We start from the raw sequence: 22,386 nt of genomic DNA, 5'->3' as shown, positions 1-22,386 counted from the left end.
AGAACGGCAATCGGCGATCGGCAATCGGCAGCGGCGCATCGCCGCCGGCCATAGAAGTCCGGCCGCCGGCGCCCCGTCCGCTGCATCCGATAAGCCCTCCCGTTTGTATTGTGTGCGACGGCGCACACCGACGGCGCCTTCCGCATGGTTCATGGAGCCAACGACGGTCCTGCCGGGCCGCAGAGTTCCTCACGGGGCGTTCCGATGAAATTCAAGCTGCTGCACTTCCAGATCGCGACCGCGGCGCTGCTCGCGCCGGTCGCCGTCTCCCTCGCCAGCCCGACGGTAAAGGCGCCAGTCGCCAAGACGACCACGGTCGCCGAGGCCGCTGCGCCGGCTCCGGTCGCCACGGCGGCGCCCGTCCTCGCGACGGAAGCCCCGACCCCGAACTGCGCCGCGCCGAAGGTGCGCGTCGTCTACTCCGGTTACGCGCCTTCCGCGCCGAAAGGCTGCTGAGCCCTCGCGCGACAGAGGTGAAGAAACGATAAGATCATCGCCCCTCGATCCCGTCGTTTCTTCCGAACCCGGCCGCTTCGCCCAGCGGCCGGGTTTCTCTTTTCCGGTCCTCGTTCTGGAAAGCCGCAGCGTGCTTGCGAGCACCGTCCGGCCGTACCTCCAGCGCTAGATGAAAACCACCGCGGCGCACGCGCCGCTTTCATCGAAACCGGGAGAAAACGATGTCCTTCATGCGAACCCTTGCGATCGCCGCTCTCGGCGCAGCCTGCCTCTCCGGCGCGGCGCTCGCCCAGCAGGGCGGCGGTCGGGATGGCGGCGGCAATGGCGGCGGCGGCGGAGCGGCTGGCAACGCTGATCCGACCAGCATGGTCAGCATGCTTGTGGTGGCCCAGTCGGCGAATCGCCAGCCGCCGCAGCGCGCGCCGCGGCCGCGCGGCGGCAACTCCGACCGTTTCGGCTGCTCGGCCTATGCGTTTGAAGGCATCACGGGCGATTCGATCCGCGAGTGCCCGCGTTACTGAGCCGCAGCGCGCGGCGACAGGACGGGCTCATGCGAGCCCGCCCTTTTCGTTTTCCGCCAAGCGCTTGCCAAGAAACGCCCTTTCCCTCCGCTCGGCTTTCGCCCTACTCTCCCGATGACCTTGAACAGGAGACGATCGTCGATGCGCGCATTCCCGGGATTGGCTGTGGCGGCCCTAGGACTTGCGGTCCTGTCGGCGCCGAGCGCGCAGGCTTTGACGATCGCCCCTACCGTGACCGCGGTGGAAGACGCGGCGCCCGTCCTGATCGAGCAGGCGCAATATCGCCGACGCTATTACTATCGCCCGCGCGTGGTCTGCGGCGTCCGCTATCGCCAGTTCTATAACGGCCTGTTCTGGCAGACCGCGCCGATCCGCGTCTGCTGGCGCCGCTGATCTAAAAAGGAATTCGCGCTTCGCCGCGATGGATCGCTTCCGCCTCATGGGTGAAGTGGCCGTCATTGCGATGCAGGATCAGAGGCGGCGCGATGGAGAGCGGCGTGCGCGCGCCCTTGATCGCGCGCAACAGGATTCGCGTCGCCGGTTTGTCCGGCCGGGGATGAATGGGCCGGACGGCGAGCCCGCCCCATCTTTCCCCGAACGTCGCGAGCGCGTCAGCCAGCGCATCCGCCCGGTGGATCATAAGGAGTTCGCCGCGCGGCTTCAGCAGGTCGAAGGCGGAGGCGATCCAGGCGCCGAGACCTCCTGCCGGCATCACATGGGCGGCTGCGCGGCGCGCATCCGGTGACGACCGCGATTTCTCGGGCGAACCATAGGGCGGATTGGTCAGCACCAGTTCGGCGGAGCCGGCGCCAAGGCCGGCTGCATGACGCGCCCGTTGCGGCCCGAGAATGTCGGCGCGCAGCGCGGAGACCCGTTCGGACAGGCCGTTGAGCGCGATATTCTCCTCGGCGAGCGCAAGCGCATCCGCGTCGCTGTCGACGAGATGCACGCGCGTCGCCGGCGCAGCCAGCGCGACGGCGAGCCCGACGGCGCCGACCCCGCAACCGAGATCGACGATCAATCCGGCCTCGATGTCAGGCGTGGCGGCTGCAAGCAGCACCGCGTCCGTTCCGACGCGATGGCCGCCCGGCGCCTGGCGCAGCAGGAGCTTGCCGCCGAACAGCGCGTCCGGCTCCGCGGCGGACTTCCCCTCGGCGTTGTCAGCGTGGGTCACGGAGCTCTCCCGCGAGGCCGGCTTCGGTCAGGATGCGGCGCGCCTGCGCCGCCTCATCGGACGGCACCAGAACGCGCCTGGGAAAAGCGCCGATCGAACCCTCGATCGCGCTGACATAGGCGTCGGCGACGAAGACGCCGAGGCCGGCGCCGGTCAGCAGCGCTTCAACGGCGCTGATCAGCACGGGATCGTTGGCGCGCAGGATCTCGATCATCGCTTCCTTTCGCTCGTCGCCGACGCACGATATTGCGACGTTCCGGACTGTTGTCTCCGGGGTGGGCGCATGCAAGCGTCCGCTGGAAAAGCTTCCAGGGAGAACCGGGTGGGCGTCGTCGTCGCTTTCGAGGAAAAATCGGCCGCAGGAACGGGCATCGAGAGGCTCGTTCGCCTCGTCGCCGCCGACATGACTCGCGTCAACCAGCTCATCGTCTCGCGCACCGGTTCGGACGTCGCGATGATACCCGAAATCGCGAATCACCTCATCTCGTCGGGCGGCAAGCGCCTGCGCCCCATGCTCACCATCGCCACGGCGGCCCTCAGCGCCTATCGCGGCGATGGCCATGTGAAGCTCGCCGCCGCCGTCGAGTTCATGCATACCGCAACCCTTCTCCATGACGACGTGGTCGACGAGAGCGACATGCGGCGCGGCAAGCTCGCGGCGCGCATGCTGTGGGGCAACGAAGCCAGCGTGCTCGTCGGCGACTTCCTGCTTGGCCAGGCGTTCAAGATGATGGTCGAAGTCGGATCGCTCGGCGCGCTCGACGTGCTCTCGACCGCCGCCGCCGTGATCGCTGAAGGCGAGGTCATGCAGCTCGCGGCAGCGAAGAACACCGAGACCACCGAAGACGAATATCTCGCCGTGATCCGCGCCAAGACGGCCGCCTTGTTTGCGGCGGCCTGCGAGGTCGGGCCGATCATCGCCGACCGGCCGAAGGCTGAGATCGCCGCCTGCCGCAGCTACGGCGCCAATCTCGGCGTCGCCTTCCAGCTCATCGACGACGCGCTCGATTATGGCGGAGCGTCGGCGAAGCTCGGCAAGAATGTCGGCGATGATTTCCGCGAGGGCAAGATCACGCTTCCCGTGGTGCTGTCTTTCCGCCGCGGCGATTCAGAGGAGCGCGCCTTCTGGAAGCGCGCGCTGCAGGATGGCGACGTCCGCGAAGGCGATCTCGACCGCGCCATCGGCCTCATGCGCAAGCATGGCGCGATCGACGACACTGTCGAACGCGCGAGGCATTACGGCAAGATGGCGAAGGACGCGCTTGCGATCTTCCCCCAGGGCGAGATGCGCGCGGCGCTCGACGAGGCGGTCGACTTCTGCATCGCGCGCGCTCATTAGGTCGCACGGGTTGAATTTGTCGTGGATGGCCGGGCCACCGGCCATGACGCGGAAATATTGAAGCCATCCGCAAAACGTCTGTGCCGGCCTTTATTCAGTTGTCATGGCCGGGCGTGGCCCGGCCATCCACGAAATTCAGCCAGCGCTAATACCAGCCGGACCTACAAGACGCGGCTCTCAGATCAAATTTTTCTTCATAAATATCCGCGTGACGCCGGGATCGCCTGCGACCTCGCCGAACGCGCGATAGCCGTGGCGTTTGTAGAATTCCGGCGCCTGGAAGTTGATCGTATAGAGCGTCGCAGCCCGACAGCCGCGGCGCTTCGCCTCATCCTCGGCCATTCTCAAGATGCGGCTGCCGAGACCAGCGCCGCGCAAATGCGCCGGCAACGCAACCAGATCGATGAAAAGAAGTCCGCGAGACGTGCGCCCGGTCAGGCCGCCGATGATCTCGCTCGTTTCAGGATCGCGGATGACCACCGACAAGGGCTGCGAGCTGGACGATCCGCCCCGTTCGTCATTGTAACGCGCCAGGACGGCGCCGATCGTCTCGCGGATCGCGGGATCGGAATCGTCGGTTAATGTGATCAGAGGCTCAGCCACGACAATTCTCTGGAAGCGATCGCGCGATGACTCGTAGCGCAGGATGGCGCGCGGCGGAATCGTCGATTTCTGTGGCGCGCGGGCGCATTAAATGAATCGCGACATCGAGCGGCCCCGGATTTTCATCGTCGCCAGAGATCGACGATCAACAGGTTCGCCGCCGCGTCTGGCGCCAATGAGATCCGGTCGGCGCCTTCAAACATCAGCGTGTCGCCATCCTCCATTCGCAGGCGCTCGCCTTTCGCGTCGACCAGCGCCGATGCGCCGCGCAGGACCGCCAGCGTGATGTCGCCGGCCCTGGTGAACGTCATTGGCGCGTCGACTGCGAGCGTCGACAGGTGATGACGAAACCGGCCGCGCCTCGTCATCACATTGAAATCGGCGACCGCGCCGCCAACCAGCCGCGAAGCGACCGGAATATCGCCGGGAAACGCGTAGGGCGGCGTCGCGCAGTCGAGCCTGATGGAACCGCGTCCGACGATGTCGAGAATGATCCCGTCGCCTGTCAGCAGCAGGAGCGTGCGATCGATCTCCGGAAAAATCGAAACCGGGCCGTCGCTCGTCACATGAGCCATGCTGATGCGCCAGTCGAACGCATCGATCGGCGCTCCGGCCGGCGAGACGACGATTTCAACGGTTTCGCCGCCGCCATTCTTCCAGGGCATGCGGCGATAGTCGTGCGAGCGGATGATTTGCATATGTGGGCGACGTCGCCGCGACGCTTTATTCGAGAAGCATCAGATCGGTGTCGTCAGGCTTCGCGCCCGCGGCCGTCAGCATCGCATGCGTCTGTCCGCGATGATGAGTCTGGTGATTGAAGAAACTCGCGACGAGAACCCAGCGCGGCCGGCGCAGCTCGCGATTGGCCGCGCCTGAGAACCATGCCAGATCGCCTTCGAGCCAGTGCGGGTCCAGCGTCTGCGCCCAATCCGAGATCGTCTCGTCGAACGCGGTCCGGGCGGTCCTCAACTCGTCCCAATTATCGATGGCGGTGCAGAAGCGCTGCGCGCCAGGAACAGGCTTCGGCGTGCCCGCGAAGCGGTTCATCCAGATCTGGTCGCCCAGCAGGAGATGATTGAGCGTGCCGAAAATCGAACCGAAGAACGCGCCGCGATCAAGCCGGCGCGCCGAATCATCGAGCGTGTCGGCTGCTCCATAGAGGCTGCGGTTCTGCCATTCATTGTAGCGCGCCATCAGCCTGACATGCTCGACCGAAATCATCGTGCGCTCCTGTCACATCAGTTTGGTTGTTGCGATCCACCAGTCGGGGCGCGCGCCGCGCAAGGCGCTCGCGGCTTGCTCGGCGACGTCGCGCGCATCGAACAGGCCAAAGCAGGTTGCGCCCGACCCCGACATGCGCGCGAGCGCGCAGCCATCAAGCGCGCGCAAGGTTTCAAGAACATCGGCGATGACAGGCGCAAGCCGGATCGCCGGCGCTTCGAGATCGTTCGGGCGCGCGGCCAGCCAGTCGAGCAGATTCTCGTTTGCGCCGGCGGATGCGTCGTCAGCGCGTTTGCGCAGATCGCCGGGAGCCAGATTCAATTCGCGAAACACCGACGCCGTCGGACAGGCGACGCGCGGATTGACCAGCAGCGCGCGAATGTTCGGTGGGGGAAGAATCGGCCCGAGTTCGTCGCCTATGCCGCGCATCATGCGCGCGCGCGATTGCAGGCACACAGGCACGTCCGCGCCTGTCGCGCGCGCCGCCTCGAACAGATCGGGGTGGTCGAGCGCAATGTCGTTTAAGCGCGCAAGCAATCGCAGCGCCGCGGCCGCATCCGCCGAGCCGCCGCCAAGCCCGGCGGCGACAGGCAACCGCTTCGCGAGACGAAATGCGCCAACCTTGATTCCCTCGCATCGCTCCATCAGCGCGCGCGCCGCCTTGAGAACGAGATTTCCTGACGGATCGCCGGCGTCTGTCGCCAAAGGCCCCTCGACGGCAAGCGAAAGCCCTTCGCCCGGCGTGAGACTTAACTCATCGAAGACGTCGCTTGCGAAAACGACGAGGCTGTCGAGCAGGTGATAACCGTCGGCGCGGCGGCCGACGACGCGGAGGCTGAGATTGATCTTCGCGGGCGCGCGCTCATGCAGCATACGCGATATCTGCGCCCGGCGTCAGAAAAAGGAAAGATTTGGGGGAGAGCGATCCCAGAGCATGGCGCGAAAAAGTGGATACCGGTTTTTTCGCAAAAGCCATGCTCTGAATATTTAGAATCGATCACGTTCCCGCCCTTTGATTGATTCAATCAAAGGGCGGCGTGATCTAGCCGCCCTTTTCCTTCTCGCCGTCGGCGGACGGAGGAGTCGTCACGGCCGCGGCCGGCGCATCGTCCTCGAGTCCGTTCTCGATCTTGACGAGGATCTTCGCGAGATCCTCCGGCTCGGGCTTGAGATCGCGCGCATGATTCCATTGGAAATGCGCTTCGAGCTTGCGCCCGACCTTCCAATAGGCGTCGCCGAGATGGTCGTTGATCGTCGGATCGGACGGGCGCAGCAGCACCGCGCGTTCGAGATCGCGCACGGCGTCCTCATACTGGCCCAGGCGGTAATGCGCCCAGCCGAGCGAATCGACGATATAGCCGTCGCGCGGCGCAAGTTCGACCGCGCGCTGCACCATCTTCATGCCCTCGTCGAGATTGATCTTGAGATCGACCCAGGTGTAGCCGAGATAGTTCAGCGCCTGCGGTTGATCCGGGAACAGCTCCAGCGCCTTCTTCAGGTCGGCTTCGCCTTTCGGCCATTCCTTGAGCCGCTCATAGGATGAGCCGCGGAAATAGAACAAGGTCCAGTTCGGCCGTTCCGGCTTGCCGACCCGATCGATCGCCTTGGAGAAAGAGTCGACAGCCTCGCGATATTTCTTCTGCGCGCGATAGACATTGCCGAGCGCCGACAGGGCCTCGACATCATCGGGACGCCGGTCGACCGCCTGCTTCAGCCGCGTGATGGCCTCGTCGGGCTTTTCCATCGTTTCGAGATTGAGGCCGATCTGCACGTCGGCCGATGGCGCAAGCGGGGAGGACGGATCGATCTGCTGATAGAGTTCGATCGCGTGGTCGTGGCGCTTCAGCCGCTCATAGATGTCGGCGAGCGTCACCGTCGCGAGATCATGCTTCGGATCGAGGTAACGCGCGAGACGGAGATAGACGATGCCCGCAAGTTCATCGCCCGTGCGGCTGCCCTCGCCGCCAAGCCCGAAAAGGGCTTCCGCCGCGCCCTGCTGGGCGGAGCCAACCATGCGGCCGACCGGCTTGCCGGCGTCGAGTTCGAGCGACAGGGCGCGGATCGAGGGATGGCGACCCACGCGCTGCTCGAAAGTCGCGATCGCGGTTTTGGCCTCGGCGACATTGCCCTTGCGCGCCTCAAAGCGCGCATAGGCTTCGACGAGCCTGACCGGCGCGCGGTTCGCGGCCTCATAGGCCGTCTTCAGCCGCTTTTCCGCCTCGTCCGAGCGGCCCGCGAGATCAGCGATCAAGCCGGCATGATAGTCCGCAAAAATCGCGAGCCCGTTATTCTGCCGGAGCTTGTCGAGCGTCTCAAGCGCCTTGCCCCATTGCTGGGAGCCGGCATAGGCCCAGGCGGTCAGGAGCGTCGCAGTCAATTCCGCGGCCCGGCCGCGCACGCCCGGAGCCAGACGATCCCGCGCCGATTGATATTGGCGCCCGCCGATCGCTTCGACCGCGAGCGTCAGCCGCGCGATGCTGTTCGAAGGTTCGCGCTGAAGGATGCGGCGGGCGAGACGCGACGCCTCGGCGATATCGCCCTGAGCGAGCTGCGCCTCAAAGGCGCGCTCGAGCAATTCAGGGCTGTTAGGATCGGCTCTGAGCGCCTCGCTGATAAGTTTCGCGGCGGCGCTGGTGTCGCGCTGGGCGCTGGCGCCGACCGCGGCGAGGAAGGCGCCGGCTGACGTGTCCGCCGAATCAAGCGCCATCGGCGCCGGGCGCCGCATGGATGGCTTCCCGGTATTGGCGAACGCGCCCTCCGCCGCGACGAGCAAAGCCAGGGCGGCGACGGACAGGCGAAGAAAAACTGCGTTGCTCACGGGCGCGGAAATCTCTGGAGGGCTCGACACGCGGGCCGCGCGGAAGCCGGACGCATTGTCAAACACGGTTCAGGGGCTGGAATAGGGCAAAGCGACGCGGCCGGCAAATAAGCCACACGGGACCAAAATCTTTCATCCGCTCTTCAGAGAGAGACAAGATTTCGCCATGATGCTGGACGGGCCCGCCTTGGTGGGTCTAACCATGGGGCGTGAGGTTGAACCCGACCTTTTTCCTGGAGAAACCAATGTCGAAGATCATTGCCCGGGTCGTCGCCGTGACCCTGATCGCCGGCTTCGTCGCCGCCTGCGCGACCCCGGCTCCCGCCCCGGCTCCGATCGTCCGCAAGGGCTGAACGGGGCGCCGCGGCCATTCTCGGTCAGCGGTCAATCGAGGCAAAGAAAAACCCCGCGGCGAGCCGCGGGGTTTTTGTTATTACATGTTCGGATAGTTGGGACCGCCCCCACCCTCGGGCGTGACCCAGTTGATGTTCTGGGCCGGGTCCTTGATGTCGCACGTCTTGCAGTGGACGCAGTTCTGCGCGTTGATCTGGAAGCGCGGATCGGTCTTCGCCGCCTCGTCGGCGTAGACGACCTCGTAGACGCCCGCCGGGCAATAGAGCCGCGCCGGCTCGCCATAGAATGGCAGATTCTGTGCGATCGGAATGGAGGCGTCTTTGAGCTGGAGGTGGACCGGCTGATCCTCCTCGTGATTGGTCGAGGACAGGAACACCGATGACAATTTGTCGAACGAAATCACGCCGTCGGGCTTGGGATACGCGATCGGCGTGACCTCGCTGATTTTCTTCAACGTCGCATAGTCGGGCTTGCCATGCTTCAGCGTGCCGAACGGCGAGAAGCCGAACAGCTCGTTGCACCACATGTCGACGCCGCCGAGCGGAATGCCGACATAGGTGCCGAATTTCGACCAGAGCGGCTTGACGTTGCGCACCTTCTTGAGGTCGCGGCCGATGTCGGACGCGCGCCACGCCTCTTCATAGGACGACAGCTCATCATGAGCGCGCCCCGCTGAGAGCGCCTGATGCGCGTGTTCGGCGGCGAGCATGCCCGAGAGCATCGCATTGTGGCTGCCCTTGATGCGCGGCACATTCACGAAGCCCGCCGCGCAGCCGATCAGCGCGCCGCCCGGAAATGACAATTTTGGCACGGACTGAAAGCCGCCTTCCGTGATCGCGCGCGCGCCATAGGAGATGCGCTTTCCGCCGACGAACGTGTCGCGCACGAAGGGATGATGCTTGAAGCGCTGAAATTCGTCGAACGGCGACAGGGTCGGATTGTCGTAATTCAAATGAATCACGAAACCGACGACGATCTGATTATCCTCGAAATGATAGAGAAATGAGCCGCCGCCAGTGCCGTTCTGCAGCGGCCAGCCAAAGGAATGCTGCACGCGTCCCGGCTTGTGCTTCTCCGGATCGATTTTCCACAGCTCCTTGAGGCCGATGCCGAATTTCGGCGGCTCACGACCCTTGTCGAGGCCGAAGCGCGCGATGAGCTGCTTCGAAAGCGAACCGCGCGCGCCTTCCGCGAACAGCGTGTATTTGCCGCGCAATTCCATGCCGCGCGTGAAGCCGTCCTTGTGATGACCGTCGCGCGCCACGCCCATGTCGCCGGTGGCGACGCCGGTCACGACGCCTTTCTCGTCGGTGAGAATCTCCGCTGCGGCGAAGCCGGGATAAATCTCGACGCCGAGCGCCTCGGCCTGCGCCGCGAGCCAGCGACACACATTCCCGAGCGAGCCAACGAAATTGCCGTGATTGTTCATGAGTCGCGGCATCATGAAATTCGGCAGCCTGACACCGCCTGCCGGTCCCAGCATGTAGAAGATATCTTCCGAGACTTCCGTCTTCAGCGGGCGATCGGCGTCAGCGCGCCAGTCCGGCAGCAGACGATCAAGCCCGATCGGATCGACGACGGCGCCGGAGAGAATGTGCGCGCCGACCTCTGAGCCCTTCTCGACCACAACGACGCCAAGCTCGGGCGAAAGCTGCTTGAGGCGGATCGCCGCCGCGAGGCCGGCGGGCCCCGCTCCGACGATCACCACGTCATAGTCCATGCCTTCGCGCTCGGGCGTTTCCATGATCGGTCCTTGGCCCCCTACACTGGAATAATTCGATATGGACGAAGGCCGGCGCCCGCTCAAGCCTGTGCGCTCCGCCCGCGCCGCTTGCGACTCGGAGCCGCATGGATCAGAGATTTTCCATGCAAGCCGCCGCCGATCCACGCCGCATCGCCGCCGACGTCCTCGCCTTCTATCTCGAGGCGGGCGTCGAGGACGCGCTGGATGAAACGCCGCACGATCGATTCGTCGACGCCAATCCGCCGCCGGCCGAACGGCCTGCGCCGGAGCCAGCGGTCGCGCGCCCGGTCGATCGCGCCGCGCCGGCTTCCAGATCCCTTCCCTCCCGCGCGGCTCCCGCCCGCGCTGACGCCCTGGCGCCCATCGCGCCGGATCAGGCTGTTTCGGACGCCCGCGCCCGCGCCGCGTCAGCGCGGACGCTCGACGAGTTGCGCGACCTCATGGACGCGTTCGAGGGTTGTGAGCTCAAAAAGACCGCCTATCGGCTGGTCTTCGGCGACGGCGATCCTTCGGCCAAACTGATGTTCGTTGGCGAAGGACCCGGCGCCGAGGAGGATCGGCAGGGCAAGCCCTTTGTCGGCCGCTCGGGCCAGCTTCTCGACCGCATGCTGGCGGCGATCGGCCTCGACCGCACCAAGGTCTATATCGCCAACGTGGTGCCCTGGCGGCCGCCGGGCAATCGCACGCCGACGCCGGCCGAAATCTCGATCTGCAAGCCCTTCATCACCCGCCAGATCGAGCTCGTGAATCCTGACGTCCTGATCTGCATCGGCCTGCCCTCGGCGCAGACCCTGCTCGGCGCGCGCGAGGGCATCCTGAAGACGCGCGGACGCTGGATGAGCCTGCGAATCGGCGAACGCGACATCAAGGCGATGGCGACGCTCCATCCCGCCTATCTCCTGCGTCAGCCCTCGCAGAAGAAGCTCGCCTGGCGCGACTTCAAGGCGATCCGGGCGGCGCTGCGTTAACCGCAACGGCGATCTGGCGCGGCGGGCGCGCCGCTTGCTTGGTAGTTCGGTTGCTGTCCGGATTCCGCCGCTTATGTCCCAGATTGGATCGATTCAGGCGCTGCGCGCCGTCGCAGCCGTCACCGTCGCCTTCGGCCATCTCCAGCATGAGACGCTGTCGATGCCGGCGGCGGCGCTGCATGGATTCGAGCCCGTGCTGCTCAAGCTCACCGGCGTTGGCGTCGATCTGTTCTTCGTGATCTCGGGCTTCGTCATGGCGCATGCGTCACGCGACCTGTTCGGGCGACGCGATTCAGCGCGCATCTTTCTCGGCCGGCGCGTGGCGCGCATCGTCCCGCTTTACTGGGCGACGACGAGTCTTTTCGCCCTCGCCATGCTGCTTGCGCCCTCCGCCCTGTCGAGCGCGCCGCCTACTCTTGCCGAGATCGTCAAATCCTATTTCTTCATCCCCTACGCTGACGGCGGCACGGGGCTCGTGCAACCGATCTACAAGCTTGGCTGGACGCTCAATTTCGAGATGTTCTTCTACGTGATCTTTGCAGGCGTTCTCGTGCTGCCGCGATTGGGAGCGATTGCGGCGATCGTCGCGCTGATGAGCGGACTGACGTTGTTCGGAAGCTGGCTTCAGCCGCAACCCGGCCCACTCTCGTTCTGGACTCATCCCATCATTCTCGAATTCGCCCTCGGCATGGTGATCGGCGGCTTGCGCGCGGAAGGGCTGCGGCTCGGGCGCGCGGAAGCATGGGGCATCGCCGCGTCCGGCTGCGCCTGTCTGGCGATCGCGAACCTTGCTGACCCCGACGTGACCGGCGCGCTTCGTCCGCTCGTGTGGGGCGCGCCCGCGGCGATGATCGTCGCGGCCGCCGCGCTGTTCGAATCGCCTGCGCCCAGGACTCGTATCAGCAGCGTGTTTGTCGCGCTCGGTGACGCGTCCTACGCCCTTTATCTCCTGCATCCGATCGCGATCCGCGCGCTGCGGATAATCTGGGATCGCAGCGGCGCGAGCGCATCGCTCAACCCCTGGATATTCATCGCGCTTGGGCTCGCCGCCGCAATCATTGCAGCGATCATCGTGCATCGCCTTTTCGAAAAGCCAACCACGCACGTCTTGCAGCGCTGGCTTGGCGCGAAGTCGCAACGCAATAACATTCAAATCGGCGCTGCGGCGCAGGTCGTCTGAAGCGGCCTTGTCGCATTTCGCGCACGCGAAATAGACGATCTCGCCAGCGCGACCTAATGTCCCTGCGACGCCGCTCACTATTCACAATTGTAATTCGTAAATTCTAGATGAGGTCCCGATTCAGGCAGGACGCCATACGGCGCGGCGTCCAAATGTGAGGAGTCGTCATGTCGTTTGAGCTGCCCGACTCGGTTCTGCTGGCCCGTCTCCAGTTCGCTTTCACGATCACCTTCCATATTATTTTTCCCGCATTCACGATCGGATTGTCCGCCTTCATTGCGACGCTGCTGGCGCGCGCCATGTGGACCGGCGACGATCAGTATCGAACGCTGGCGCGCTTCTGGACGAAGATCTTCGCCGTCTCCTTCGCGATGGGCGTGGTGTCAGGAATTGTTCTCTCCTATCAGTTCGGCACCAACTGGAGCCGTTTCTCCGTCATTGTCGGCAATGTCATCGGGCCGCTGATCGGCTACGAAGTGCTCACCGCGTTTTTTCTCGAAGCGACGTTCCTGGGCATCCTGCTGTTCGGTTGGGATCGCTTCCCGCGCGGCTTGCAGCTCGTCGCGGCGATCATGGTCGCGATCGGAACCTGCATGTCGGCGTTCTGGATTCTCTCCGCCAACAGCTGGATGCAGTTTCCGGCAGGCCATGAAGTCCGCAACGGCATCGCCTATCCCGTCGACTGGCTCGCCGTCGTTTTCAACCCGACCTTTCCCTATCGCCTCATCCATATGGTGATCGCGGCCTATCTCACGACGTCGATCGTCGTGCTCGCCGTGGGCGCGCGTTACGCGCTGAAAGACATACATGCCGCGCATGCGCGCACGATGCTGCGCATGGGCCTCGGCATGGCGCTTGTATTGGCGCCGCTGCAGCTTTTTATCGGCGATCAGCATGGTCTTTCGACCGCCAAGCATCAGCCGGCGAAGCTCGCCGCCATGGAAGCGCATTGGGATAGCAGCCACGCCGCGCCTTTGGTGCTTTTCGCCTGGCCGAATGCGAAAACCGAAAGCAATGATTATGAAATCTCCATTCCGCGCCTTGGCAGCTTCATCATCACCCATGATTGGGACGGTCGCTTCAAAGGCCTGAAGGATTTCGCGCCGCAGGATCGCCCGCCGCTGCCGCAGGTTTTCTTCGCCTTTCGCATCATGGTCGGCGTCGGGCTGTTTCTGATCGCGCTCGCTTTCTTCGGCGGATATCTCTGGTGGCGTGACGATCTCGAGCGGAATCGCTTCTTCCTCTGGATCGCATCGCTGTCATGGCCGCTCGGCTTCGTCGCGATCGTCGCGGGCTGGATGGTAACCGAGATCGGCCGTCAGCCCTGGCTCGCGACGGGCGTGCTGCGCACCGCTGATGCGGCCTCGCCTTTGCCCGCTTGGAAGATTGCAGTTTCGCTCGCGCTGTTCCTGCTCGTCTACGGCGTCGTCTTCACCATGGGCATTCGCTACATCAATCGCCTTATCAACAAGGGTCCGGCCGGGCCGCTCCACGAAGAGGACGACGCGCTGCCCAATCGGCCTTTGTCGGCGGCGAAGCCCGCGATCCAGAACGCGCTTGCGCCGGGAGACGCATCATGAGCGCAATGGAATGGTATCTGCCCGTCATCTGGGCGGCGATTATCGCCACCGCGGTCGCGATGTATGTCATGCTCGACGGATTCGATCTCGGCATCGGCGTGCTGTTCCCCACGACGCGCGATGAATCCGAGCGCGACGTCATGATGAATTCCGTCGCGCCCTTCTGGGACGGCAACGAGACCTGGCTCATTCTCGGCGGCGGCGGACTGTGGGTGGCTTTTCCCCAAGCCTACGCCGTGATTATGCCGGCGATGTATCTCCCCGTGATTATCATGCTGCTGGCGTTGGTGCTGCGCGGCGTCGCCTTCGAGTTCCGCTGGGTGGCGAAGCCGAACCATCTCGCCTGGGACGTCGCCTTTTCCGGCGGCTCGCTCATGGCTTCGTTTGCGCAAGGCGTCATTCTCGGAGGCATTCTCCAGGGAATCACCGTGAAGAACGGCGAATTCGCCGGCGGCTCATTTGATTGGCTGACGCCTTTCTCGCTGATCTGCGGCCTTGGCGTTGTCGCGGGCTATGCGCTCCTCGCGGCCTGCTGGCTGGTGATGAAGACCGATGGCCGCGTCGCCGACCATGCTCGCGGCATGATCCGCCCTCTGCTCGGCCTTGTCGCCATCGCTGCGATCGGAGTCAGCGTCTGGACGCCTTTGGAGATTTCGCGCATCGCCCAGCGCTGGTTCTCCTGGCCGAATATCGCGTTCCTCTGGCCCCTGCCGGCGGCGACAGCGCTACTTGGCTTCATCGTGTGGCGCGGCGTCGCGCGGCGACACGACTATGCGCCCTTCTTCGCCACTCTCGGCATTTTCCTTCTCTGCTATCTCGGGCTCGCGATCTCGAATTTCCCCTATCTCGTGCCGCCGACGCTCACCGTGTGGGACACGGCCGCCGCGCCGGCGTCGCAGATCTTCATGCTGATCGGCGTGCTTCTGCTGCTGCCTGTGATCCTCGGCTACACCGCCTTCGTGTACTGGACGTTCCGCGGCAAGGTCAGGCACGGCGAAGGCTATCACTGAGCGAAAGCGGGCCGGCCGCGCGCCGTGAAAAAACCACTGGCGCATTCGAACATCCCTCGCCAAATATCTCCGGCCTTTCGCCCGCTGGGAGCGCCCGATGCGTCTCGATGACATCCGCGAATCCGACTATGTCGAGGACCGTCGCGGTCAGGGCGGCCTTGGCGGCGGCGGCGTTGGCATTCCGATCGGCCGCGGCGGCGGCCTCGGCTTTGGCACGATGATCGTGCTCGGCCTGATCTCCTATGCGCTCGGCATCGATCCCCGCATTCTCATCGGCGGCGCCGAAGTCGTCTCCAACATGGGCGGCTCGCGCCAGACCCAGCAGTCGCAGCCGGCCGGCCCGCCGCCGAATGACGAGACCGGCAAATTCCTGCGCCGGATCATGGCGCTCAACGAAGATGTCTGGACGAAGATCCTACCCGATCAGGGCGGCGTGCAATTCAAACCGCCGACGCTCGTCATCTTCAGCCGCGCGACCCGTTCCGGCTGTGGCGGCGCGCAGGCCGCGATGGGGCCGTTCTACTGCCCGGTCGACCAGAAGCTCTATCTCGACACCTCATTCTTCGACGAGATGAAGCGCCAGCTCGGCGGCGGCGGCCAGTTCGCCTACGCCTACGTCGTCGGCCACGAGGTCGGCCATCACATCCAGAACCAGCTTGGCCTCTTGCCGAAGGTGCAGAACGCTCAGCGCAGCATGAGCCAGGCGCAGGGCAACGCCTTGCAGGTGCGTGTCGAACTGCAGGCGGACTGCTACGCCGGCGTCTGGGCGCATCACGCCGATCAGGCCTATCGCGTCATTCAGCCGGGTGACGTCGATCAGGCGATCAATACGGCGGCGGCGATCGGTGACGACAAGCTGCAGCAGCAGAGCCAAGGCTACGTCGTGCCCGAGAGCTTCACGCACGGTTCGTCCGAACAGCGCAAGCAATGGTTCATGCAGGGGCTGAAGAACGGCACGCTCGCCGCCTGCGATACATTCAAGCGTTCCGCATCATAATTGAATCGAGCGATAATTGATGTCGCGCCTCGATGACACCCGCGCCTTCGTGCCGCTGAACATCGCCGTTCTCACGGTGTCGGACACGCGCACGCCTGAGGACGACAAGTCTGGCGACACGCTCACTGAGCGTTTGACGAAGGCCGGCCATCGGCTCGCCGGCCGCGCCATCGCGACCGACGACAGGGATGCGATTCAGGCCAAGGTGAAGCAATGGATTGCGGACAAGGGCGTCGACGTGATCATCACGACAGGCGGCACCGGCTTCACCGGCCGCGACATCACGCCTGAATCGCTCGAACCTCTGTTCGAGAAGCGCATGGACGGCTTCTCCGAAGTCTTCCACCGCATCTCCTACGACAAGATCGGCACATCCACGATCCAGTCGCGCGCGACCGGCGGCGTCGCCGGCGGCACTTTCATCTTCGTGCTGCCGGGATCGCCGGGCGCCTGCAAGGACGCCTGGGATGGAATTCTGCAAGCGCAACTCGACTATCGTCATCGCCCCTGCAACTTCGTCGAGATCATGCCGCGCCTCGACGAGCATCTGAAACGCGGCGCGAGCTGAGCTTTCCCGCTCGCGCTACGAGCGATCGCGCCGATCCTCCAGCGTCGCCGCAAGCCGGGTGACGCCTGATCCCTTGCCGGCATCGCCGCGCGCGAGCAGTCCCCAGGCGGGATCGCGCCGCCCGCTGATGCGGCGCGCGAGAGTCGCGGCCCTGACGCGCCAGCCGCCGGCGAGCGCGAACACCGCAGGCCCGGCTTTCGGTCGTGAGACATGCCGCGCCACCATGTCGGCCCAGTCCGACACCGGCGTCAGGCCCGCCAGCAGATAAAGGCTCCATTCGCCGGCGTGGTCCTCCGCCGGACGGCCCCACATTTCCATGGGATCGTCGCTCGCAACCACGTGCGCGGCGCCGGAGGCGTCGATCAGCGCCGCGACGTCTTCATCAGGTTCACCCCTCGTGATCACAACGACCCGGCGCACCAAACCGTCGATTGCGGCTGGCACAAGGGCGGCGAGCGTCTCGGCAAGGGCGATGGCGTCGTCATTGGCGACGACATGGGCGGTCAACATCGTGCGCCCATAGCATGGCCGCCTAGCGACGCATGTCGAAAGATCGGGCTTTCGCGCCTTGAAAACCCAAATGTTCTTGTTATGTTCCTTAGCCAATTGGCTGAGCCCTGCCCAGGTCACCCAAGATGTCCCCTTCGCCCCAAAAAACTGCCCGTCCCAAGGCGGCCGTCGCCGCCGTCTATGCACGCCCGAAACAGCCGAAAGCCCCCGACCCCGCAGCGTTCCTCGAAGTGGATCGCCGGCGCGGCCGGGGCGCCGCGACCAACGCCAGCGGCCGCTTCGAATCGGAACTGCGCGAAACCACGGACGACGGCTGGGAGAGTCTCGCCGAACTACCTGCGCTCAAGACCGAAGTCGCAGTCGAAAAGGCGCGCGTCATCATCACGCGCAATGATTCGCCCGACATTTCTTTTGATCGCTCGATCAATCCCTATCGCGGCTGCGAGCATGGCTGCATTTACTGCTTCGCGCGGCCGACGCACGCCTATATGGGCCTGTCGCCTGGTCTCGATTTCGAGACGCGCCTGTTCATGAAGCCCGACGCGGCCGCGTTGCTGGAACGCGAACTGGCGGCCCCAAGCTACAAGCCGCAGACGATCGCGATCGGCACCAACACCGATCCCTATCAGCCGATCGAGAAAACCCATCGCATCACGCGGCAGGTTCTCGAAGTGCTGGCGAAAACCAACCACCCCGTCGGCATCGTCACGAAATCGGCGCTGGTGACGCGCGACATCGATATTCTCGCGCCGATGGCGGAGAAGGGTCTGGCGAAAGTCGCGATCTCGCTCACCACGCTTGATCCGAAACTCGCGCGCGTGATGGAGCCGCGCGCCGCCACGCCGCCGAAAAGACTCGACACGATAAGGCAGCTTGCGGAGGCGAAGATTCCGACCGCCGTGCTGACGGCGCCGCTCATCCCCGCGATCAATGATTCCGAAGTCGAGAAATTGCTGGAGGCGGCGCGCGCCGCAGGCGCGAGCGAGTCAGGCTACGTCATGCTGCGGCTGCCGCTGGAGCTCGCCGATCTCTTCCGGGAATGGCTGCTTGAGCATTTCCCCGACAAGATGCGTCATGTGATGTCGCTCGTCCGGCAGATGCGCGACGGCAAGGACTATGTCTCCGAATGGGGCGTGCGCCAGTCCGGCAGCGGGCCTTACGCCTGGATGGTGGGGCGACGTTTCGAGATGGCGTCCGAAAAACTTGGTTTCGGCAAACGCCGCCTGAAACTCCGGACCGATCTGTTCACGCCGCCGGGCGGCCGCGGCCGCCAGATGGAGCTGTTCTAGCGGCGTGAAATACGGAGAAAGCTGGGGATAGTAGCGACATATCCACAGCGACGGGCTGACGCCGTGTGAAGAGCGCCGCCTTGCGCTAATGAAGGCGCAATGGCCGACGAGATTCGCCCGACATTTTCCCGCGAACGCGCTTTGATGCGCGCCGGCCATGATTTCGTCGCCGGCGTGGACGAGGTCGGCCGCGGCCCGCTCGCCGGCCCCGTGGTCGCCGCCGCCGTCGTGCTCGACGCCAAGCGCCTGCCGAAATCGCCGCGCGATTCGAAAATGCTCGATCGCGCCGCGCGCGACGAGGCCTTTGTGGAAATCACGGAGAAGGCGATCGCGATCTCAGTCGCCAGCGCCTCCGCATTGGAGATCGACCGGCTGAATATTCGCGCAGCCTCTCTGCTCGCTATGCGTCGTGCGCTGCTTGGATTGTCGGTGACGCCAACCGCCGCCTTGATCGATGGCCGCGATTCGCCTGACGCGCCCTGCCACATGACGCCCATCATTTCAGGCGATGCGCTCGCGCTCTCGATCGCCGCAGCCTCCATCATCGCGAAAGTCACACGCGACCGGCTGATGACGCGTCTCGACGCGCATTGTCCCGGCTATGGCTTCGCGCAGAACGCCGGCTACGGCACGCGCACCCATCGCGAAGCGCTGATTTCGCTTGGCCCCTGCGCCTATCATCGCATGACCTTCGCGCCGGTGAAGCTGCGGCTCGCCGGCGTCGTCGAGATCAATGCGGAAGAGATCGTCGAGGAAAGCGTCGCAATCTGACGCGCTCGCCCGTTGTAGCGCAACGATTGATTAACCATGCGCTAGGCAATTTTTGCAGCCCCAAAGCGACACGCGCTTAGCCACTCAAAATCAACGCGATTTTTACCGGGTTCCTTCACCTTAACGGCGTTGGTTGCGTAACTCGGAGCCGTTCAGTGAGTAGCGTTCGTCTCCGAGCGTCCAGCGCCGCGTCCCGGATTCCTGTCTCGCGTACCGGGTCGCCTGCTGCGCGCCTCGCGCCAACGAAATCTCTACCGCTTGATGAGATCGTGCTTGGCGATTGCATTGCGGAAATCAGCAAGCTGCCGGCCGAAAGCGTCGATCTTGTCTTCGCCGATCCGCCCTACAATCTCCAGCTTGAAAGCGCGCTGACGCGCCCTGACAACAGCCTTGTCGACGCCGTCGACGATGATTGGGACAAGTTCTCGTCCTTCGCGGTCTATGATCAGTTCACGCGCGATTGGCTCGCCGCCTGCAAGCGCGCGATGAAGCCGGATGCGACTTTGTTCGTCATCGGCTCCTACCACAACATCTTTCGCGTCGGCGCGATCCTGCAGGATCTCGACTTCTGGATCCTGAACGACATCGTCTGGCGCAAGGCCAATCCGATGCCGAATTTCCGCGGCCGTCGTTTCACCAACGCCCATGAGACGATGATCTGGGCTTCGCGCGATGCGAAGGCGAAGAATTACACCTTCCATTATGAAGCGCTGAAGGCCGGCAACGACGACACGCAACTTCGTTCCGACTGGTTCCTGCCGATCTGCACCGGCGAAGAGCGCATCAAGGACGAATCAGGCCGCAAGGCGCATCCGACGCAGAAGCCTGAAGCGCTGCTTGCGAAGATCATGCTTGCGACCACGAATCCCGGCGATGTCGTCATCGATCCGTTCTTCGGCTCCGGCACGACGGGCGCCGTCGCCAAGCGTCTCGGCCGCCGATTCGTGGGTTTTGAGCGTGAGACCGCGTACGCCGAAGTCGCGAAAAAGCGCATCGCGGCGATAAAGCCGCTCGACGCCGAAGCCATTGCGCTCGCGCCGGCCAAGCGCACGGAACCGCGCGTGCCGTTCACCGCCGTGATCGAACGCGGTTTCATCGCGCCGGGCGTGACGCTCGTCGATGAGAAACGCCGATTCGAAGCAATCGTGCGCGCAGATGGCGCGCTCGCGTTGAAAGGCATCGTCGGCTCGATTCACAAGATCGGAGCGCTGGCGCAAGGACTTCCCGCCTGCAATGGCTGGACATTCTGGATGCACGAGACGGAGGGCAAGCTCGTTTCCATCGACGACTATCGCTCCGCCATCCGACGCGAATTCGGTCCGGCGCTCTGATCACAAATTGTTCGCGCGAAATTGAACGCGTGAAAAACAACTGACGCAACGACGCAACAGCGTTGCGTTACAGCCACAGCGCGCCCGCTGAATAACCGCCGCCGCGCAAAAGCCTGCTTTGCGGCGCATTCCGCCACGATCCCACGGAACAAGCAGATGACGCATCACATTGCGCATGCGCTTGTTCCAAGGGTGACCATGAACCGCCAGATCCTTTCGCGCCGTCTTTTCGTTGCGCTGACGCCGCTTGCCGCCGCAGCCTGCGCGCGAGCGCCTCTCACCGATGTCGCGATCGTTCCACCGGGCGCACGCCGACGTGGGTACAATCCGGCGATGGCTGACATTTACGGCGAACTCGATGATGAGCGTTTTCCCGTGCCCGCCATCGATATCTCGAACATCGATCCGCAATATCTCAGGCAGGCAGTCGCCTATCGCGGTCCGCAACAGCCAGGCACGATCATCGTCGATCCCGCAAACTATTTTCTCACGCTCGTCGTCGGCGACGGCAAGGCGGTGCGCTATGGCGTTGGCGTCGGCCGCGAGGGCTTCGGCTGGAGTGGCGCCGCGAATATCAGGCGCAAGGCGGAATGGCCGACATGGACGCCGCCATCGCAGATGATCGTGCGCCAGCCTGAACTCGAACAATATCGCCGCGGCATGCCCGGCGGCCTCGAAAATCCGCTCGGCGCGCGCGCCATGTATCTCTATCAGGGCGATCGCGACACGCTCTATCGCATCCACGGCACCAACGAGCCCGACACGATCGGTTCGTCGGTGTCGTCAGGCTGCATCCGCATGTTCAATCAGGACGTGATCGATCTCTATCGCCGCACTGTGCTGGGATCGAAGGTCATTGTCCTGAGATCAGACCGGAACTGGCAAGAACCTTCCGCATGAGTCCGGGCCAAGCCTGCGAATTGATATCATCTGGCTCGACCCAGCGCATCCCTGAAGGCGCCTTGATCGCGCGCGGCAAACGCGCGGAATAGACGCTGAGCCGCAGCGGGAAATGCGTGAACACATGTTCGACTGGCGCGATCGATTTGCGCCAGTCTGCCTTCACAGGCGCATGCGCGAGATCATCCTCGTGAAGATGATGCGCCGACCATTCCGTCGTCGGCGTCTCCGCCATGCCGCCGAGCAATCCTTTCGCGGGGCGCGTGCGGGCCAGAAGCCTGCCCTTGGGATCAATCACAACGAACGCTGCGCCAAAGCGCATCGCGCCTGATTTCTTCGGCGTCTTTCGCGGAAAGCTCTCCTGATCGCCCCGCCCCCGCGCGACGCAGGCGCTCATCCACGGGCACAGGGCGCAGGCGGGTTTGCGCGGCGTGCAGATGGTCGCGCCGAGATCCATCATCGCCTGCGCGAAATCGCCGGCGCGCTTGTCGGGCGTCAGCGAATCCGCGGCGGCGCGTACGGCCGGCTTTGATTGCGGCAGCGGGTCCTCGATCGCGAAAAGACGCGTGATGACGCGCTCGACATTGCCATCGATCACCACAGCACGCAGATCATAGGCGATCGCAGCGATCGCCGCGGCGGTGTAGGGGCCGACGCCCGGCAGCGCGCGTAATCCGTCTTCCGTGCGGGGAAAAACACCGCCGAGATTCCCCGCCACCATCTTCGCGCAGGCGTGCAGGTTGCGCGCGCGGGAATAATAGCCGAGCCCGGCCCAGGCGCTCATGACGGCGTCGACGGGCGCGTTCGCGAGCGATGTCACGTCGGGCCACAGCGACAGGAATTTCTCGTAGAACGGTTTGACGGCCGTCACTGTCGTCTGCTGCAGCATGATTTCCGACAGCCAGACGCGATAGGGGTCGGCGCGCTCTCCCTTCCGCGCGCGCCATGGCAGCAGGCGGGCGTGGCGGTCGTACCAGGCGAGCAAAACCGCGGGATCGGCTTGGCGCGGAGACTCCTGGCGCCGGGGTGTCGTCAGCATCACCGCGTGGTAG

General features: G+C 64.4%; 24 protein-coding genes. 14 read left to right on the top strand and 10 right to left on the bottom strand.

The window, feature by feature from the left end:
- Positions 1 to 204: 204 nt before the first annotated feature.
- From L8F45_RS24835 to L8F45_RS24825, 3 genes are all read left to right on the top strand, one after another.
- Positions 205 to 456, top strand: coding sequence for a hypothetical protein (locus L8F45_RS24835; RefSeq protein WP_342360510.1), 252 nt, complete (start codon positions 205 to 207; stop codon positions 454 to 456).
- Between the two features lie 221 nt (positions 457 to 677).
- Positions 678 to 977 (top strand): hypothetical protein, encoded by a 300-nt coding sequence (locus tag L8F45_RS24830; RefSeq protein WP_342360509.1) that lies wholly within the window; start codon positions 678 to 680, stop codon positions 975 to 977.
- Between the two features lie 141 nt (positions 978 to 1,118).
- Positions 1,119 to 1,370 carry a hypothetical protein gene (locus L8F45_RS24825; RefSeq protein WP_342360508.1) on the top strand — a complete coding sequence of 84 codons (252 nt, stop codon included), beginning with the start codon at positions 1,119 to 1,121 and terminating at the stop codon, positions 1,368 to 1,370.
- Position 1,371: 1 nt separating this feature from the next.
- On the opposite strand, the gene L8F45_RS24820 is transcribed toward L8F45_RS24825, so the two are convergent.
- Both L8F45_RS24820 and L8F45_RS24815 read right to left on the bottom strand, forming a co-directional pair.
- Positions 1,372 to 2,151 carry a tRNA1(Val) (adenine(37)-N6)-methyltransferase gene (locus tag L8F45_RS24820; protein ID WP_342360507.1) on the bottom strand — a complete coding sequence of 260 codons (780 nt, stop codon included), beginning with the start codon at positions 2,149 to 2,151 and terminating at the stop codon, positions 1,372 to 1,374.
- A complete protein-coding gene (locus tag L8F45_RS24815) occupies positions 2,138 to 2,365 on the bottom strand; it encodes a putative signal transducing protein (RefSeq protein ID WP_342360506.1) in 228 nt (75 codons plus the stop codon). The genes L8F45_RS24820 and L8F45_RS24815 overlap by 14 nt, the downstream gene beginning before the upstream one ends.
- Positions 2,366 to 2,473: 108 nt before the next feature.
- Here L8F45_RS24815 and L8F45_RS24810 point away from each other — a divergent pair, with 108 nt between their 5' ends.
- Complete coding sequence (locus L8F45_RS24810) at positions 2,474 to 3,490, top strand: polyprenyl synthetase family protein (protein ID WP_342360505.1); 1,017 nt, start codon at positions 2,474 to 2,476, stop codon at positions 3,488 to 3,490.
- A 177-nt stretch (positions 3,491 to 3,667) separates the two neighbouring features.
- Here L8F45_RS24810 and L8F45_RS24805 read toward each other — a convergent pair whose 3' ends face one another.
- From L8F45_RS24805 to L8F45_RS24780, 6 genes are all read right to left on the bottom strand, one after another.
- Positions 3,668 to 4,093, bottom strand: coding sequence for a GNAT family N-acetyltransferase (locus L8F45_RS24805; RefSeq protein WP_342360504.1), 426 nt, complete (start codon positions 4,091 to 4,093; stop codon positions 3,668 to 3,670).
- Between the two features lie 122 nt (positions 4,094 to 4,215).
- Positions 4,216 to 4,791: a HutD/Ves family protein gene (locus L8F45_RS24800; protein WP_342360503.1), complete on the bottom strand. Its 576-nt coding sequence runs from the start codon at positions 4,789 to 4,791 to the stop codon at positions 4,216 to 4,218.
- 25 nt (positions 4,792 to 4,816) lie between these two features.
- Complete coding sequence (locus L8F45_RS24795; RefSeq protein WP_342360502.1) at positions 4,817 to 5,314, bottom strand: DinB family protein; 498 nt, start codon at positions 5,312 to 5,314, stop codon at positions 4,817 to 4,819.
- 12 nt (positions 5,315 to 5,326) lie between these two features.
- Positions 5,327 to 6,187 (bottom strand): 4-(cytidine 5'-diphospho)-2-C-methyl-D-erythritol kinase, encoded by an 861-nt coding sequence (locus L8F45_RS24790; RefSeq protein ID WP_342360501.1) that lies wholly within the window; start codon positions 6,185 to 6,187, stop codon positions 5,327 to 5,329.
- A 169-nt stretch (positions 6,188 to 6,356) separates the two neighbouring features.
- On the bottom strand, positions 6,357 to 8,132 hold the full coding sequence (locus L8F45_RS24785) for a tetratricopeptide repeat protein (protein ID WP_342360500.1): 1,776 nt from the start codon (positions 8,130 to 8,132) through the stop codon (positions 6,357 to 6,359).
- Between the two features lie 433 nt (positions 8,133 to 8,565).
- A complete protein-coding gene (locus L8F45_RS24780; protein ID WP_342360499.1) occupies positions 8,566 to 10,230 on the bottom strand; it encodes an electron transfer flavoprotein-ubiquinone oxidoreductase in 1,665 nt (554 codons plus the stop codon).
- Positions 10,231 to 10,352: 122 nt separating this feature from the next.
- On the opposite strand from L8F45_RS24780, the gene L8F45_RS24775 reads away from it, so the two are divergent.
- The 6 genes from L8F45_RS24775 (at position 10,353) to moaB (ending at position 16,533) form a co-directional block, all read left to right on the top strand.
- A complete protein-coding gene (locus L8F45_RS24775) occupies positions 10,353 to 11,198 on the top strand; it encodes a uracil-DNA glycosylase (protein ID WP_342360498.1) in 846 nt (281 codons plus the stop codon).
- A gap of 73 nt (positions 11,199 to 11,271) precedes the next feature.
- Entirely contained in the window at positions 11,272 to 12,378 is a 1,107-nt protein-coding gene (locus tag L8F45_RS24770) for an acyltransferase family protein (RefSeq protein WP_342360497.1), read from the top strand.
- A gap of 167 nt (positions 12,379 to 12,545) precedes the next feature.
- Positions 12,546 to 13,958, top strand: a complete 1,413-nt coding sequence (locus L8F45_RS24765; RefSeq protein WP_342360496.1) for a cytochrome ubiquinol oxidase subunit I — start codon at positions 12,546 to 12,548, stop codon at positions 13,956 to 13,958.
- Positions 13,959 to 13,963: 5 nt separating this feature from the next.
- Entirely contained in the window at positions 13,964 to 14,968 is a 1,005-nt protein-coding gene (cydB, locus tag L8F45_RS24760; RefSeq protein WP_342363563.1) for a cytochrome d ubiquinol oxidase subunit II, read from the top strand.
- 97 nt (positions 14,969 to 15,065) lie between these two features.
- A complete protein-coding gene (ypfJ, locus tag L8F45_RS24755; RefSeq protein ID WP_342360495.1) occupies positions 15,066 to 15,965 on the top strand; it encodes a KPN_02809 family neutral zinc metallopeptidase in 900 nt (299 codons plus the stop codon).
- Positions 15,966 to 15,984: 19 nt separating this feature from the next.
- Positions 15,985 to 16,533, top strand: coding sequence for a molybdenum cofactor biosynthesis protein B (moaB, locus tag L8F45_RS24750; protein ID WP_342360494.1), 549 nt, complete (start codon positions 15,985 to 15,987; stop codon positions 16,531 to 16,533).
- Between the two features lie 15 nt (positions 16,534 to 16,548).
- Here the strand turns inward: moaB and L8F45_RS24745 are convergent, their stop codons facing one another.
- Positions 16,549 to 17,043, bottom strand: a complete 495-nt coding sequence (locus tag L8F45_RS24745) for a hypothetical protein (RefSeq protein ID WP_342360493.1) — start codon at positions 17,041 to 17,043, stop codon at positions 16,549 to 16,551.
- 125 nt (positions 17,044 to 17,168) lie between these two features.
- On the opposite strand from L8F45_RS24745, the gene L8F45_RS24740 reads away from it, so the two are divergent.
- From L8F45_RS24740 to L8F45_RS24725, 4 genes are all read left to right on the top strand, one after another.
- A complete protein-coding gene (locus L8F45_RS24740) occupies positions 17,169 to 18,332 on the top strand; it encodes a PA0069 family radical SAM protein (RefSeq protein ID WP_342360492.1) in 1,164 nt (387 codons plus the stop codon).
- Between the two features lie 99 nt (positions 18,333 to 18,431).
- On the top strand, positions 18,432 to 19,103 hold the full coding sequence (locus tag L8F45_RS24735) for a ribonuclease HII (protein WP_342360491.1): 672 nt from the start codon (positions 18,432 to 18,434) through the stop codon (positions 19,101 to 19,103).
- A gap of 155 nt (positions 19,104 to 19,258) precedes the next feature.
- Positions 19,259 to 20,434 (top strand): site-specific DNA-methyltransferase, encoded by a 1,176-nt coding sequence (locus tag L8F45_RS24730; RefSeq protein ID WP_425329960.1) that lies wholly within the window; start codon positions 19,259 to 19,261, stop codon positions 20,432 to 20,434.
- A gap of 156 nt (positions 20,435 to 20,590) precedes the next feature.
- Complete coding sequence (locus tag L8F45_RS24725; protein WP_342360490.1) at positions 20,591 to 21,334, top strand: L,D-transpeptidase; 744 nt, start codon at positions 20,591 to 20,593, stop codon at positions 21,332 to 21,334.
- Here the strand turns inward: L8F45_RS24725 and mutY are convergent.
- Positions 21,288 to 22,373, bottom strand: a complete 1,086-nt coding sequence (gene mutY, locus L8F45_RS24720; protein ID WP_342360489.1) for an A/G-specific adenine glycosylase — start codon at positions 22,371 to 22,373, stop codon at positions 21,288 to 21,290. The genes L8F45_RS24725 and mutY overlap by 47 nt on opposite strands.
- Between the last annotated feature and the right edge of the window lie 13 nt (positions 22,374 to 22,386).

Origin of the sequence: Terrirubrum flagellatum, assembly GCF_022059845.1 — a bacterium.
Taxonomy (GTDB): domain Bacteria; phylum Pseudomonadota; class Alphaproteobacteria; order Rhizobiales; family Beijerinckiaceae; genus Terrirubrum; species Terrirubrum flagellatum.
This window is presented reverse-complemented; position numbering and strand designations above follow the sequence as displayed.